Genomic DNA, 14,324 nt, shown 5'->3' with positions numbered 1-14,324 from the left:
GTTGCGGGTATTGCTGATCAAGACTTCATCGCTGGGCGACGTGATTCACGCGTTGCCGGCGCTGACCGACGCGGCCCGGGCAATCCCCGGGATCAAGTTCGACTGGGTGGTGGAAGAAGGCTTTGCCGAGATTCCGACCTGGCACCCGGCCGTTGGCAAAGTGATTCCGGTGGCGATCCGGCGCTGGCGCAAAAATATCTGGCAGACGATCAAGAGCGGCGAGTGGAAACGCTTCAAGCAATCGGTTCGCGCGCAGAAATATGATTTGGTGATCGACGCCCAGGGCCTGCTCAAAAGTGCCTGGTTGACCCGTTACGTCAAAGCGCCGGTAGCCGGCCTCGACAAAGGTTCGGCCCGCGAGCCGATGGCGGCGCGTTTCTACGACCGCAAACTGGCCGTGGCCCGTGGTCAGCACGCGGTCGAGCGCGTGCGGCAGTTGTTCGCCATTGCGCTGGGTTACGACTTGCCCAAAGGCTTGGGCGACTACGGCCTTAACGTCGAGCGTCTGGTCGAACTGCCGCGCAAGAACGCCTTTGTGGTGTTCCTGCATGGCACGACGTGGGACACCAAGCACTGGCCGGAAAGCTACTGGCGCGAACTGACCGAGCGGGTCGGTTATCTCGGCGTCGGTGTCAAATTGCCGTGGGGCAATCCGCTGGAGAAGGCCCGTGCCGAGCGGATCGCCGCCGGTTTCAAGCACGCCGAAGTCTTGCCGAAACTGAATCTGGCCGGTGTCGGCAAAGTGCTCGCAGGGGCGCAAGCCTGTGTGGCGGTAGACACGGGTCTTGGCCATTTGGCCGCGGCGCTGGACGTGCCGACCATATCGCTGTTCGGCCCGACCAACCCGGGCCTTACCGGCGCCTACGGCAAATTGCAGATTCACCTGGCCAGCGATTTTCCGTGCGCGCCGTGCCTGCAAAAGAAATGTACCTATCAACCGACCGCGCAGGATGCCCGTCAGTTTGACCTGAAACGCGAGCAGCCTCTGTGCTTCACGCGTCTGAATCCCGAGCGTGTCGCCAGCCGACTGAGCACGTTGTTAATGGCTGAGGAGCTGCGCTGATGCAATTGGCATTCGTCCTGTACAAATATTTCCCGTTCGGTGGCTTGCAGCGCGACTTCATGCGCATCGCCCTCGAATGCCAGAAGCGCGGCCACCAGATCCGCGTCTACACGCTGATCTGGGAAGGCGACGTGCCGCCCGGTTTCGAAGTGCTGGTGGCGCCGGTCAAGGCGTTTTTCAACCATCGTCGTAACGAGAAACTCACTGCGTGGATGGAAGCGGACCTGGCCAAGCGTCCGGTGGACCGGCTGATCGGTTTCAACAAGATGCCCGGGCTGGATGTCTATTACGCCGCCGACGGCTGCTTCGAAGACAAGGCGCAAAACCTGCGCCATTCGCTGTACCGTCGCTGGGGCCGCTATCGCCACTTCGCCGAATACGAACGCGCGGTGTTCGCCAAAGACGCGAAAACCGAAGTGCTGATGATTTCCGAAGTGCAGCAGCCGCTGTTCATCAAGCATTACGACACGCCGCTGGAGCGCTTCCACCTGCTGCCGCCGGGCATTGCCCAGGATCGTCGCCGCCCAGCGGATGCCGATGAAATTCGCGCCGGATTTCGCGCCGAATTCAACCTCAAGGACGATGACCTGTTGCTGGTACAGATCGGCTCCGGGTTCAAGACCAAAGGCGTCGATCGCAGCCTGAAAGCGCTGGCCGCATTGCCGGCGGAACTGAAGAAACGCACCCGGCTGTTTGTAATCGGCCAGGATGACCCCAAATTGTTCCAGATGCAGAGCGCGACTTTGGGGTTGGGCGACAACGTGACGTTCCTCAAGGGCCGCAGTGATATTCCGCGGTTCCTGCTCGGCGCCGACCTGTTGATCCACCCGGCCTACAACGAAAATACCGGTACAGTGCTGCTCGAAGCGCTGGTCGCCGGGCTTCCGGTGCTGGTCAGCGCCGTCTGCGGCTACGCCCATTACATTGCCGAGGCGGATGCCGGGCGAGTACTGGACGAGCCGTTCGACCAGGCGCAACTGACGCAATACCTGACCGATATGTTGAACGACGACGCTGCACGCGCGGCCTGGAGCCGCAACGGTCTGGCCTTCGCCGAGACGGCCGACCTTTACAGCATGCCGCAGCACGCGGCCGATGTGATTCTGGCGGAGCGCGCTTAATGAAGTTGATGCTGGCTGAACCGTTCAAGAGCCTTTGGGCCGGACGGGACCCGTTCGCCGAGGTCGAAGGCTTGCAGGGCGAGGTTTACCGCGAGCTGGAAGCCCGCCGGACGCTGCGCACGGAAGTCGATGGCAACGGTTTCTTCGTGAAGATTCACCGTGGCATTGGCTGGGGCGAAATCTTCAAGAACCTGCTGACCGCCAAGCTGCCGGTGCTGGGCGCGGGTCAGGAATGGAAAGCGATCCAGCGGTTGCAGGAAGTCGGCGTGCCGACCATGACCGCCGTGGCGTATGGCGAAAAGGGCAGCAACCCGGCGGATCAGCATTCGTTCATCGTTACCGAAGAACTGGCGCCGACCCTCAGCCTCGAAGACTTCAGTATCGACTGGGTCAAGCAGCCGCCAGAGCCAAGACTCAAACGTGCGCTGATCGCCGAAGTGGCGCGCATGACCGGCATGATGCACCGCGCCGGGGTCAACCACCGCGACTGCTACATCTGCCACTTTCTGCTGCACACCGACAAGCCGATCACCCCGCAAGACTTCAAGCTCTCGGTGATCGACCTGCACCGTGCCCAGACCCGCGCAAAGATCACTCAGCGCTGGCGCAACAAGGATCTGGCCGCCCTGTACTTTTCCGCTTTGGACATCGGCCTGACCCGCCGCGACAAATTGCGTTTCCTCAAAGGCTATTTCCAGCAACCGCTGCGCCAGATTCTGGCGGAAGAAGCACCGCTGCTGAACTGGCTGGAAGGCAAGGCCAACAAGCTCTACGCGCGCAAGCAGCGTTACGGGGATGCGCTCTGATGGCGGGTTGGACTCTTGAGCCGCAGTACAGCGATCTTGCCGAAGACTTCGGCAGCCTTCAGGCCGTATTCGCCCTGCAAGGCGAGCGGCTGACCCGCGATCCGTTGTCCGAAGTCATTCGCGTGCAACGCAACGGCGTCAACTATTACGTCAAGCGCTACGTCGGTGCCGGCAAGGGCTTGCGCCGTTACCTCGGCAAGCCACGAGTGAAGATGGAATGGCAAAACCTCAAACGCTTCGCCAAATGGGGCATTCCCACCGCTGAAGTGGTGGCCTGGGGCCTGGAGCGACGCGGCGCGGCGTACGACCGTGGGGCGATGATTACCCGTGAACTGCCGCATACCGAAGACCTTGCGGCCTTCGCCGAGCGCAAGGATCCGAGGCTCAAGGATCGCGCCTGGGTCGATGGCATCAGCCGGCAGTTGGCGGGTTATACCCGAACGATGCATGATCACCGTTTTACCCATAACGATTTGAAATGGCGCAACCTGCTGATCGACGATCAGGCGCGCGTATTTCTCATCGATTGCCCCAACGGCGAGTTCTGGCGCGGCTTCTGGCTCAAGTATCGGATCACCAAGGATCTGGCCTGTCTCGACAAGCTCGCCAAATATCACCTGTCCAATACCCAGCGCCTGCGTTTCTATAAGCAATACCGCCAGTGCGATCGGCTGAATACGGCCGACAAGAAACGGATTCGGCACGTGGTGAGATTTTTCGAGGGACGTGAATGACTGATTTTCTGGCCGAAGAGGACCGTGCGCTGCTTGAGCGTCACGGTCTGGGCACTTTTGACGCGCTGTGGGCCAAACAGCTTGAGGCGGTGGACGAACCCAATACCGCCCGTGGCGGCTGGAGCAGCGTCTTTCGTCTGGATCTGGAGGGCCAGGGTTTCTACCTCAAGCGCCAGAGCAATTACCTGACCCGCACCTTGCACGCGCCGTTTGGCGAGCCAAGCTTTGCCCGTGAATTTCGCAATATCAGCCGCTATCGCAAGCTCGGCATTCCCGCGCTGCAAGCGGCGTTTTTTGGTCAGCGCAAAGTCGATGGCGAAGTCCGGGCAATTCTGCTGACGCGCGCCCTCGACGGCTGGAGCGATCTGGAGTCGTTGTTGGCGCGCTGGGCTCAGCTTGCTACTGCACAGCAATCGGCGATTCTGAAGGCCTGCGGGCTGCTGGCGCGGCATCTGCACGGCGTGCGTCAGGTGCACGGTTGTTTCTATCCAAAACACATTTTTCTGCAAGCCAGTGGCAACGGGTACCAGGCGCAATTGATCGACCTGGAAAAAACCCGGCCACTGCTATTCGGCATGCGTGACCGGATCAAGGATCTGGAGCCGCTGCAACGCCGTGCCCCGGAGTGGAGCGAGGCGCAGTTGCGCGAATTGCTGGCGGCGTATCTCGACCAGCCGACCGACAGCTCGCTGCTCGACAGTTGGCTCGCCCGGCTGACCGCGCGCCGTAGTCACAAGGAGACCCGCTGATGCAATTGTCCGAGCTGGCCGCTGCCGGGCGCACCCCGCAACTGCCGCTGACAATAACGCTGGCCGATGCGGCCGGCACCGCGGACTTGCAGTTGCTGAGTCTGTTGCGTGTTTTGCCGGGGCAACGCTACGTCGGCGCTGGCGTCTGGCGTGGGCGTCCGGTGCTGGCCAAGTTGCTGGTCGGCAGCAAGGCGGCCCGGCACTTTCAGCGAGAGCTGGAAGGCGTGCGCTTGCTGGCTGCTCAAGGCCTGACGACACCGTTGCTGCTGGCTGATGGCCTGAAGAACGCTGAGGGCGGCTGGCTGCTGTTCGATTTTCTTGAGGGTGCTGAAAGCCTCGGCGACGCCTGGACGAAAGTCGAGGCGCTGCCGATGTTGGCGGATGAGCAATCCGCGGTGCTGGCCGAGGCGCTGGGTGCGATTGGCCGGTTGCACGGTAAAGGGCTTTGGCAGGAGGACCTGCACCTGGACAATCTGCTGCGTCACGGCGGGCAGTTGTATTTGATCGACGGCGCGGGCATCTGTGTGGAAACCGCCGGACAGCCGTTGTCGCGGCAGAAAGTCCTGGAAAATCTCGGTGTGTTTTTCGCCCAGTTGCCCAAGGCGCTTGAACCGTTCACCGAAGAACTGCTGGTGTATTACCTGCTGAGCAACAGCGAGCACGCGCTGCCACTGGAAGCCTTGCAGAAACAGATCGACAAGGTTCGCCGCTGGCGTCTGAAGGATTACCTGATCAAGGTCGGTCGCGAATGCACGCTGTTCAGCGTTCGGCGGGGAGCCTTTGGTTTGCGCGCGATCCGTCGCGAGGAAGAGGCGGCAATGCTGCCGGTGCTGGAACAGGCCGATCAGTTGCTGGACAAGGGGCATCTCTACAAGACCGGCGGCGCTGCGAGCGTCGGCAAGGTCGACGTGGAGGGGCGCGCGCTGGTGATCAAGCGCTATAACATCAAGGGCTTCGCCCATTGGCTCAAGCGTTTCTGGCGCCCGAGTCGTGCCTGGCATTCGTGGCGTGAGGGCAATCGCCTGGCGTTTCTCGGCATCGCCACGCCCAAGCCGCTGGCGGTGCTGGAAAAGCGCTTTTTGTGGCTGCGCAGCCGTGCATATCTGGTCACCGAGTTCCTGCCGGGGCCGGACATCATCGAGCGCTTTGCGCCGTATGTTGAAAGTGGTGATGCTCCGGAAGCGGAGTTGCAGGCGCTGGATCAATTGTTTGCCCGGTTGATTGCCGAGCGCATCAGTCATGGCGACTTCAAGGGCCATAACCTGTTCTGGCAGAACGACCGCTGGGCGCTGATCGATCTCGATTCGATGTGCCAGCACGGCTCGGTGAACACCTTTGCTGGTGCCTATGCGCGGGATCGGGCGCGTTTCATGCGTAACTGGCCGGCGAGTAGTGCGTTGTATCAGGTCATCGATCAGCGTTTGCCTAAAGATATCTCCAGCGCCGGCTGAATCGGCTCTTCGACCCTTTCGCAAGCAAGCCCGCTCCCACCCTTGGAATGCATTCCTCCTGTGGGAGCGGGCTTGCTCGCGAAGAGATCTGTAAAACCACCGAAAATGTTCCTCGCTCAGTGAGGGACAATATTTTCTGAATGGTCCTACAGCTTCATCAGAAGCCATGACCTGTGCCCGCTTCAGCCCCGATGCTAGTTTGCCTGACGACAATGGAGGGCAAATTTTGATGATCAAAAAGGCTGTGATGTTGGGCGCTTTTTCATGGGGTTTATCAGGCTGCGGCAGTGTCCTGACTGTATTGCAGGATGATGCCGATGTCGCCCGGGACATGCGCAAACAAAAAACCTACTGCCAATCCATTCCGCGCGTTTACAGCGGTCTGGCCTACGATTTCTGCGTGTTGAACGCACCGCCCGATCCAAGTGGCTTTCTCGCGCCATTCGTCTTGCTGGATCTGCCATTGTCCGGAGTGGCCGATACGGTTGTGCTGCCCTACACCATTTATCGTCAGGCGACTGACGGTAATCTCGGTATCTACTGGCGCACGGGCGGTTATTGAACCCACAGGCAGGGTTTATCCGATCCATTCAACCTGGGGCAATTCGCACAGGGTAATTCCCCGCATGTTTACGCTATAATCCCGCCCTTTAGCTGTTCCTCGCCCTTTGCGAGGGCACATCAATTTTCAAGGCGCATCGCGCCTGCACGCAGACTAAAGAGGCTAGACCCCTGTGGCATTGACGATTCTTGGCCTGTCCGGCGCCCTTAGCCATGATCCATCAGCAGCCTTGTACATCGACGGCAAGCTGGTGGCGGCGGCCGAAGAAGAGCGCTTCGTACGCGATAAGCATGCAAAAAACCGCATGCCCTACGAGTCGGCGAAGTTCTGTCTTGAGCAGGCCGGTATCAAACCGTCCGACGTTGACGTGGTAGCGATCCCGTTCGCTCCGATCAGTCTGTTCGGCAAGGCCCGTTGGCACTATGCCAAGCGTTACTGGTATGCCCCGGATCGCGCGCTCGATGCGATCCTGATGGGCAACCGTCGCTACAAACGCTATCGCAACAAGATCGTCTGGTGCCTGGAGCAACTGGGTTTCGATCCGAAAAAAATCAAGATCGAACCGGTCGAACACCATCTGGCCCACGCTTCCAGCGCTTACCACTGCTCCGGTTTCAAAGAGAAAACCGCGATCCTCGGTATCGACGGCAAGGGCGAGTACGCCACGACCTTTTTCGGTTATGGCGAGAACGGCAAGATCCACAAGATCAAGGAATTCTTCGATCCTGACTCCCTCGGCGGCCTGTATGGCGCGATCACCGAGTTCCTCGGTTTCGAGATGCTCGACGGCGAGTTCAAGGTCATGGGCATGGCGCCGTATGGCGATGCCAGCAAATACGATTTCTCGCGTCTGGCCTCGTTCGAGAACGGCGAGCTGGTGATCAACACCGATTACGCCAACGTGATCGGCCTGCGCCGCTATAAAGAGAAGGGCAAGGGTTTCTACTTCTCGCCGAAGCTGATCGAGTGGCTTGGTCCGAAGCGTGAAGGCGATATTGCTGACGAACCGTACATCCACTATGCCGCCAGCATGCAAGCGCTGTTCGAGAAACTGGCGCTGCAGATGATCGATCACTACCTGGGCGACGTGCTCAAGGAAACCGGCAAACTGGCGTTCGCCGGTGGCTGTGCGTTGAACGTCAAGCTCAACCAGAAAATCATCGCCCGTGACGACATCAAGGAGCTTTTCGTGCAGCCGGCGTCCGGCGATGCCGGTACTGCGGTTGGCGCGGCAGCCTATGTGTCTCATGCCCGTGGCGTGCCGGTCGAGAAGATGGAACACGTCTACCTCGGCCCGTCGTACAGCAACGAAGACGTGATCGCCGCGTGCGCTCGTCACGAGAACAAGCCTGCCTGGCGCAAGCTCGACAACATGCCGGAACAGATCGCCAAAATCATGGTTGAAGGCAATCCGGTGGCCTGGTTCCAGGGTCGCATGGAATTCGGTCCGCGCGCATTGGGCGGCCGTTCGATCATTGGCTGCCCTAGCGTGGCCGGCGTGGCTGATCGTATCAACCACCAGATCAAGTTCCGCGAGCGCTGGAGGCCTTTCTGCCCGTCGATGCTCGATACCGTCGCGCCACAGATGATCAAGATCGATCACCCGGCTCCTTTCATGACCTTCACGTTCGAAGTGGCGGAAGAGTGGAAAACCCGTGTGCCGGAAGTCGTCCACGAAGATGGCACTTCCCGGGCGCAGGTGCTCAAGCGCGAATACAATCCGCGTTACTACGACATGATGAAAGCGCTGGAAAACCTGACCGGCAACGGCGTGTCGCTGAACACCTCGCTCAACCGTCGTGGAGAACCGATGATCTGCTCGCCGACTGACGCGCTGAACATGTTTTTCGGCTCCGATCTGGAATACTTGATCATGGAAGATATTCTGGTCGTAAAAGAGGGTGTTAAAGGATACGGACTTGACTGAAACACTGATCAGCGTCGTGATTCCCGCTTACAACTATGCGCGGACCCTGCCTCGTGCAGTGGAGTCGGTATTGGCGCAGCTGGATGATGCGACGACGGATCTGTTAGTCATCGACGATGGGTCGACGGACGAAACGCCTGAAGTAGTAGAGAAACTTCTTCTCAAACATGGCGGGCGTTTTCGCGCGTTGCGCAAAAGCAATGGCGGGCTGTCTTCAGTGCGAAATCGGGGGCTTGAAGAGACGACCGGGCAATACCTGGTTTTCCTGGATTCCGATGACGAAATGGCCCCCGGCGCTTTGGCTGCGCTGTCGCAACACATTGCCAGCAACCCTCAAAGCCTGATGGTCATCGGTGCCCACTGGTCAGTGTTCGCTGACGGCAGGCGCAGCTTGCAGGCAGCCAAGCCGTTGCCTTCGACTCCCCGTCAGCGTTTACAGGGTTACCTGCTGGACAAGACTGTATCGATTTCCAATGGTGCGTGCGCGATGCATCGCGCTGTATTCGCTCCGGGTAATTACCCGGAGCATCTGCGCAACGTCGAGGACCTGCCAGTGTTTGCCCAGGTGCTGGCGCGTTTCCCTTGCACCGTTCTCGATCAGCCTATGGCATTGATCTACAAACATGCCGACAGCATGCGTCATGATCTGCGCCAAAGTCTTGCCGCTGGCACGGAGCAGGTGGTCAGCGAAGTGTTTTCAAGTCGGCGCCTGCCGGCAGAGATGCAGGATTTACGTCAGGCATTTCTGGCGCAGCGCTGCCTGTCGCTGTTTCGCGATTGCTATTCACATGGTGAATACGCGTTGGCCAAGGGCTTCTATTTTCAGGCGTTGCGTGCCGACTGGCGCACGTTTTCGCGCTGGTCCTACACTCGTAAGGCTTTGCGGTTGTTGTTTCGGTAAGCGGTTCGCGAACACATGTGCGTACCACATAACGAGTGTCATTGAGGTGGCTGGGTGAAAGGTACGGGCGTTAAAGTGGCAACTCGGGTCTCCAGAATCATCGATGAATACCCGGTATGGCTGGCGTTTCTGGGCAGTGTGCTGCTGTCGCTGATTGCGGTCATGGGCACCGCGACAGTCGGGCGAGATGCCGCGCTGTACATCGATATTGCGCAACAAGTTACCGAGCACGGTCCCAATGTGGCTTGGGCAACTTTCGACTGGCCGTGGTTTTCCTTTCTGCTCGCCGGCACGCATCTGATCCTGCATTTACCATTGGAACTGAGCGCCTATCTCTGGTGTGGCCTCTTCTTCGCCGGCACCAGTGCATTGATGGTGGACTGCGTACGTCAGCGTTCTGCGCACGTCACCCGCTGGGCTTGTCTGGTGGTGCTGGCAATGCCAGCGGTCAATGCCTTTCGAAATGACATCATCCGTGAATGCGGTTTCTGGTTTTTCTGCACGCTGGCGCTGTGGTTTGCATTGCGCTGGCAAACCCGTGGCGGCTGGCTACGCGCGGCGTTCATTCATCTGGCGATTATCGGAGCAGCCTTTTTCCGCCTGGAGGCGTTGCTGCTGTTGCCGGCGTTGGCGCTGTGGCAGTTGCCAAACCTCTGGTCGTCCACACGACGCCTGCAATTCTTTCAGTTTTCGCTATTACCGATTCTGGGCCTGTTGGGTATATGTGTGTCGGGCGCGCTCCTGTCGGCCCGCCTGATGCTTTATCTGGACATGATTGCGCCGCACAGTGTCTTGTCTTCGTTTCAGATGCTGTGTGATCAGTTTGCCAACTCGCTCATTAACAAGTACTCCCAGGACGAAGCCGGCCGAATCATTTTCTTTGGCATCCTGGCGACCATGACTATCAGTTTCGTCAAGTTGATGGGACCTTTCGCCGTTCCGTTCATCCTGCGCCGCAACTGGGGAGTGCTAGGCACCTACTGGCGTGACTACCGCCCCTTCGCCTGGACGGCGCTGTTGTACCTGGTGGTGCTGGTGCTGTTTTTCATCAAGCAACAGTTCATGAACACTCGCTACCTGAGCTTTCTCAATCTGTTGTTTGTGCCGGTGCTGGCACTGGGACTGGCCGCTTTTGTTCGCGAGTTCCCGCGTTGGGGCAAGTGGCTGGTTATCGTGGGGTTGCTGGTGATGCTGTCGAACGTCATCTCCACCGGGGCCGGCAAAACCCACTATGTCGAGGCCGGGCGCTGGATGTCCTCCCATGTCGAGCCGGATGCGTCGACATACTTCGCAGATGGGCGGATCAGCTACTACGCCGGTCGCGGCTACGTGTTGCCCGTTCTGACCCAGGAAGAGGCGATGTCCACCGCCCATGCCGGCGACTATCGCTATTTTGTGATTGAGGCGAAGGGTGACGAGCCTTGGCTGAAGGAATGGCTGGAGGCGCACAAGTTGCGCATCCTCGAGCATTTCGCCAACCGCAAAGGTGCAACGCTGCTGGTCATCGGCCGCTAAGGCTCAACCCAGCAGCGGACGCAGGCGCGAGATCAGTGGCGCTTGCCGGTTGCTTGGCAGGGCCTGGCGGTAGCCTTCGATGAAGGTGTCGCCAGCGTCTTCGCCCAGCAACCATTGGCGGTCTTCTTTATAGCGCAGCAAATGGGCGAAGTTGCGCAGGCGTTTGCTGTCGCTGAGTGCGCGTCTCTGGCAGCGCAGGTCGGCGATGTCGATCAGGCCCAGTTGGTGATCGGGTGTGAGTACGACATTGCCGAAGTGCAGCGAGCGAAAATACACGCCTTTTTCATGCAATTGAGCGAAATATCCGCCCAATTGGAACCTCAACGCATCATTCCCTTCACTGCTGCCTTGCAACTGGCGCACCGTATCGCCCGCCAGCGGGCTGTAATAAACGCCATCGCGCTCGATACTCGGAATGCGATACACCGCAATGACGGTCGGACAAAGAATGCCGCGCTGCTCCAGTGCCCGGGTGTTGTCGGCAAAGCGCTGCGCATAGGGATAGAACAGCGCCGAACTGAGCAGCCGCTTGCGACGGAACAGCTTGAGCATGCGTCCATCGGCCAATCTGAGCACCTTGTCGCCGGAACCGTCGGCTTCCAATACGTGTGCACCTTCGCGCAGTGCCTCGTAAGTGCTGTGGTCAATCGATTGCATGTCTGGCTCCCCATCATTAGCGGGGTATCTTAACCGACTTGGTCAAAGGCTGGCTTGCAGTCATGTTTATCGGGGGAAAAACGCGTGTGATATCATCCCCGCCTCACTGAATTGTGCGGATCACCATGAGCAGTCCTGAACCGAAAGCCCAGTCAACGCTGGCGATCTACTTCCGCCTTTTGGCTTACGTGCGGCCTTACGCCGGTCTCTTCCTTCTCAGCATCGTCGGGTTTCTGATCTTCGCATCGACTCAGCCGATGCTCGCTTACATCCTCAAGTACTTTGTCGATGGCCTGGCCAATCCTGAGGCCAGCCTGTTTCCGGGCAACCCGTACCTGGGCAAATTGCAATTGCTCGAAACCGTGCCGCTGATGATCGTGTTCATTGCGCTGTTGCAGGGCGTGGGCTCGTATCTAGGCAACTTCTTCCTGGCTCGGGTTTCCCTGGGCCTGGTGCATGACCTGCGGGTGGTGCTGTTCAACAAGTTGCTGGAGCTGCCCAACCGGTTCTTTGACAAGAACAACTCCGGGCATCTGATTTCCCGAATCACCTTCAACGTGACGATGGTCACCGGCGCTGCGACGGACGCGATCAAAGTGGTCATCCGTGAAGGCATGACCGTGATTTTCCTGTTCTGCACCCTGTTGTGGATGAACTGGAAACTCACGCTGGTGATGGTGGCCATCCTGCCGGTCATCGGCATCATGGTGAACAGCACCAGCAAGAAATTTCGCAAGCAAAGCAAAAAGATCCAGGTGTCGATGGGCAACGTCACGCACGTCGCCTCCGAGACGATCCATGGTTACCGTGTGGTGCGCAGTTTCGGCGGCGAAGTCTATGAAAAGGACCGCTTTCGCGATGCCAGCCAGAGCAACACCGACAAGCAGCTGACGATGACCAAGACCGGCGCGGTCTACACGCCGATGCTGCAACTGGTGACGTACAGCGCCATGGCCGTGGTCATGTTCCTTGTGCTGTACCTTCGCGGTGATGCATCGCCGGGCGATCTGGTGGCCTACATCACCATGGCCGGTCTGTTGCCGAAGCCTATTCGCCAACTCTCCGAAGTCAGCTCGACCATTCAGAAAGGTGTGGCCGGTGCCGAGAGTATCTTCGAGCAGCTCGATGAGCCGGCCGAAGTGGATCAGGGTACGGTCGAGCGCGATCGCCTTGAAGGCCGACTGGAAGTGCGCAATCTCAGCTTCCAGTACCCGGACACCGACAAACAGGTACTCAACGACATCAGCTTCGTCGTGGAGCCTGGGCAAATGGTCGCTCTGGTCGGCCGTTCCGGCAGCGGCAAGTCCACTCTGGCCGGGTTGATTCCGCGCTTTTATCAGCATGAACACGGGCAGATTCTGCTCGATGGCGTGGAAGTGCAGGATTTCACCCTGCGCAGCCTGCGTCGCCAGATTGCGCTGGTGACCCAGGCGGTGACGTTGTTCAACGATACGGTGACCAACAACATCGCTTACGGCGATCTGGCCGGCGCGCCTTTCGAGGAAGTCAAACGCGCGGCCTCCGAGGCCTATGCCGATGAGTTCATCGTCAAGATGCCGCAGGGCTATGAAACCATGGTCGGCGAGAACGGAGTGCTGCTGTCCGGTGGCCAGCGTCAGCGCATTGCCATCGCCCGCGCCCTGCTCAAGGATGCACCGCTGCTGATTCTCGACGAGGCCACTTCTGCACTGGATACCGAGTCGGAGCGGCATATTCAGGCAGCGCTGGATCATGTGGTGCAGAACCGCACGACTCTGGTGATCGCGCACCGCTTGAGCACCATCGAGAAGGCCGATCTGATTCTGGTCATGGACGAAGGCCGGATTGTCGAGCGTGGCACCCACGCACAACTGCTGGAGCAGAACGGCTATTACTCGCGCCTGCATGCCAAAGAGTTCGAAGAGGGTGACGAGCCGCAGCCGGCCCACGTGACCAACGTATGCTGAGGGTGTTTCGCAGCTTTCGTGAACGTGGCTGGAGCGAAATTGACCGGGATGCCTACGCTCAAGCCTGGCTGCGTTTCGGTGGCAGCTTTGCGACGCATCCCGAGGTGGTCGAGCGACTGTCGACATTCGTCGGGATCGAACTGCGCTACCTGGGCTGGATCGTTGGCGGTGAGGTGGTTGCCGCCATTCCCTGCTGGGGGCGGCATGTGGCCTTGTCCAAGGAAGTCCTCAAGCGTGAAGGCAAGCGTGGCTTGCTCGACATGGGCAATGCGGAAATCATCCTGCCGATCGCGCCGGATGTCGTCGTGCCGGTCCGCCAGCGCATGGCGTATGTCTCCCAGATCAATGCCGAGCAGATCAGCACCCTGAAAACCCAACCGGAGGGCTTGGCCCTGGCCCGGTTGCCGGAAGAGTATTCGAAGAAATTTCGCTACAACCAGCGTCGCGAACAGCGTCTGCTGGAAGAGGCGGGTGGTTCGCTGGTGCCGATGTCGGAGTTTTCTCCGGCAGAGCAAGCGCAGGCATATGGCGATCTGTTCGAGCGTCGCTGGGGCTTCGAAGTGCCTGGCAAGGCCGGGCTCGTCGAAGTCTTCACCTTGTTGCGCGAATTCATGACCGGTTCGGTGGCCATGCTTGAATCGGCGCCCGTGGCGATTCAGGTTCTGTACCGTGTCGAGGCGCCGCAATGGGTGTCGCTGGAGTACATCAACGGTGGCGTCGACCCGCAGAGTCGCGAATTCAGCCCCGGCAGCGTACTGAGCTTCGTCAACACCCAGCAGGCCTGGGCTGACGCGCAAGCACTGGGCAAGCCGCTGCGTTATTCATTCGGTCGTGCCGACCGTGAGTACAAGGATCGCTGGTGCCACACGGTGCCGGTCTACAAGGTCTGAAC

Annotated in this window: 13 protein-coding genes; 12 read left to right on the top strand and 1 reads right to left on the bottom strand. The window is 59.4% G+C overall.

Annotation, left to right across the window (positions count from 1 at the left end):
• Nucleotide 1: 1 nt before the first annotated feature.
• From waaC to AC3WMT_RS11725, 10 genes are all read left to right on the top strand, one after another.
• Nucleotides 2-1,063, top strand: coding sequence for a lipopolysaccharide heptosyltransferase I (waaC, locus tag AC3WMT_RS11770; protein WP_103304612.1), 1,062 nt, complete (start codon nt 2-4; stop codon nt 1,061-1,063).
• The gene (locus AC3WMT_RS11765) at nt 1,063-2,184 is read left to right on the top strand and encodes a glycosyltransferase family 4 protein (protein WP_103304613.1); all 1,122 of its coding nucleotides are present in this window, start codon (nt 1,063-1,065) and stop codon (nt 2,182-2,184) included. The genes waaC and AC3WMT_RS11765 overlap by 1 nt, the downstream gene beginning before the upstream one ends.
• Nucleotides 2,184-2,990: a lipopolysaccharide core heptose(I) kinase RfaP gene (rfaP, locus tag AC3WMT_RS11760; RefSeq protein ID WP_103304614.1), complete on the top strand. Its 807-nt coding sequence runs from the start codon at nt 2,184-2,186 to the stop codon at nt 2,988-2,990. Before AC3WMT_RS11765 ends, rfaP begins: the two co-directional genes overlap by 1 nt.
• Complete coding sequence (locus tag AC3WMT_RS11755; RefSeq protein ID WP_103304615.1) at nt 2,990-3,724, top strand: lipopolysaccharide kinase InaA family protein; 735 nt, start codon at nt 2,990-2,992, stop codon at nt 3,722-3,724. The genes rfaP and AC3WMT_RS11755 overlap by 1 nt, the downstream gene beginning before the upstream one ends.
• The gene (locus AC3WMT_RS11750; RefSeq protein WP_103304616.1) at nt 3,721-4,473 is read left to right on the top strand and encodes a lipopolysaccharide kinase InaA family protein; all 753 of its coding nucleotides are present in this window, start codon (nt 3,721-3,723) and stop codon (nt 4,471-4,473) included. Before AC3WMT_RS11755 ends, AC3WMT_RS11750 begins: the two co-directional genes overlap by 4 nt.
• Nucleotides 4,473-5,924, top strand: a complete 1,452-nt coding sequence (locus AC3WMT_RS11745) for a lipopolysaccharide kinase InaA family protein (RefSeq protein WP_103304617.1) — start codon at nt 4,473-4,475, stop codon at nt 5,922-5,924. Before AC3WMT_RS11750 ends, AC3WMT_RS11745 begins: the two co-directional genes overlap by 1 nt.
• A gap of 226 nt (nt 5,925-6,150) precedes the next feature.
• The gene (locus AC3WMT_RS11740; RefSeq protein WP_103304618.1) at nt 6,151-6,486 is read left to right on the top strand and encodes a YceK/YidQ family lipoprotein; all 336 of its coding nucleotides are present in this window, start codon (nt 6,151-6,153) and stop codon (nt 6,484-6,486) included.
• A gap of 172 nt (nt 6,487-6,658) precedes the next feature.
• Complete coding sequence (locus AC3WMT_RS11735; RefSeq protein WP_103304619.1) at nt 6,659-8,413, top strand: carbamoyltransferase family protein; 1,755 nt, start codon at nt 6,659-6,661, stop codon at nt 8,411-8,413.
• On the top strand, nt 8,406-9,314 hold the full coding sequence (locus AC3WMT_RS11730) for a glycosyltransferase family 2 protein (RefSeq protein ID WP_103304620.1): 909 nt from the start codon (nt 8,406-8,408) through the stop codon (nt 9,312-9,314). Before AC3WMT_RS11735 ends, AC3WMT_RS11730 begins: the two co-directional genes overlap by 8 nt.
• Nucleotides 9,315-9,368: 54 nt before the next feature.
• Nucleotides 9,369-10,829: a glycosyltransferase family protein gene (locus AC3WMT_RS11725; protein ID WP_103304621.1), complete on the top strand. Its 1,461-nt coding sequence runs from the start codon at nt 9,369-9,371 to the stop codon at nt 10,827-10,829.
• Nucleotides 10,830-10,832: 3 nt separating this feature from the next.
• On the opposite strand, the gene AC3WMT_RS11720 is transcribed toward AC3WMT_RS11725, so the two are convergent.
• A complete protein-coding gene (locus tag AC3WMT_RS11720; RefSeq protein ID WP_103304622.1) occupies nt 10,833-11,486 on the bottom strand; it encodes a protein kinase family protein in 654 nt (217 codons plus the stop codon).
• Between the two features lie 125 nt (nt 11,487-11,611).
• Between AC3WMT_RS11720 and msbA the strand changes: the two genes are divergently transcribed.
• On the top strand, nt 11,612-13,432 hold the full coding sequence (gene msbA / locus AC3WMT_RS11715; RefSeq protein WP_103304623.1) for a lipid A export permease/ATP-binding protein MsbA: 1,821 nt from the start codon (nt 11,612-11,614) through the stop codon (nt 13,430-13,432).
• Nucleotides 13,426-14,322: a GNAT family N-acetyltransferase gene (locus AC3WMT_RS11710; protein WP_103304624.1), complete on the top strand. Its 897-nt coding sequence runs from the start codon at nt 13,426-13,428 to the stop codon at nt 14,320-14,322. The genes msbA and AC3WMT_RS11710 overlap by 7 nt, the downstream gene beginning before the upstream one ends.
• Nucleotides 14,323-14,324 lie beyond the last annotated feature (2 nt).

This window comes from Pseudomonas sp. FW305-7 (assembly GCF_058786735.1).
Note: the sequence above shows the minus strand (reverse complement) of the source record. Positions and strands in the feature narration are given on the sequence as shown.

What these genes read in the sequence shown, in the direction of transcription:
- AC3WMT_RS11720 (WP_103304622.1), bottom strand. Translation starts at nt 11,486, where the DNA reads ATGCAATCGATTGACCACAGCACTTACGAGGCACTGCGCGAAGGTGCA.
- AC3WMT_RS11750 (WP_103304616.1), top strand. Translation starts at nt 3,721, where the DNA reads ATGACTGATTTTCTGGCCGAAGAGGACCGTGCGCTGCTTGAGCGTCAC.
- AC3WMT_RS11755 (WP_103304615.1), top strand. Translation starts at nt 2,990, where the DNA reads ATGGCGGGTTGGACTCTTGAGCCGCAGTACAGCGATCTTGCCGAAGAC.
- AC3WMT_RS11745 (WP_103304617.1), top strand. Translation starts at nt 4,473, where the DNA reads ATGCAATTGTCCGAGCTGGCCGCTGCCGGGCGCACCCCGCAACTGCCG.
- AC3WMT_RS11710 (WP_103304624.1), top strand. Translation starts at nt 13,426, where the DNA reads ATGCTGAGGGTGTTTCGCAGCTTTCGTGAACGTGGCTGGAGCGAAATT.
- AC3WMT_RS11765 (WP_103304613.1), top strand. Translation starts at nt 1,063, where the DNA reads ATGCAATTGGCATTCGTCCTGTACAAATATTTCCCGTTCGGTGGCTTG.
- msbA (WP_103304623.1), top strand. Translation starts at nt 11,612, where the DNA reads ATGAGCAGTCCTGAACCGAAAGCCCAGTCAACGCTGGCGATCTACTTC.
- rfaP (WP_103304614.1), top strand. Translation starts at nt 2,184, where the DNA reads ATGAAGTTGATGCTGGCTGAACCGTTCAAGAGCCTTTGGGCCGGACGG.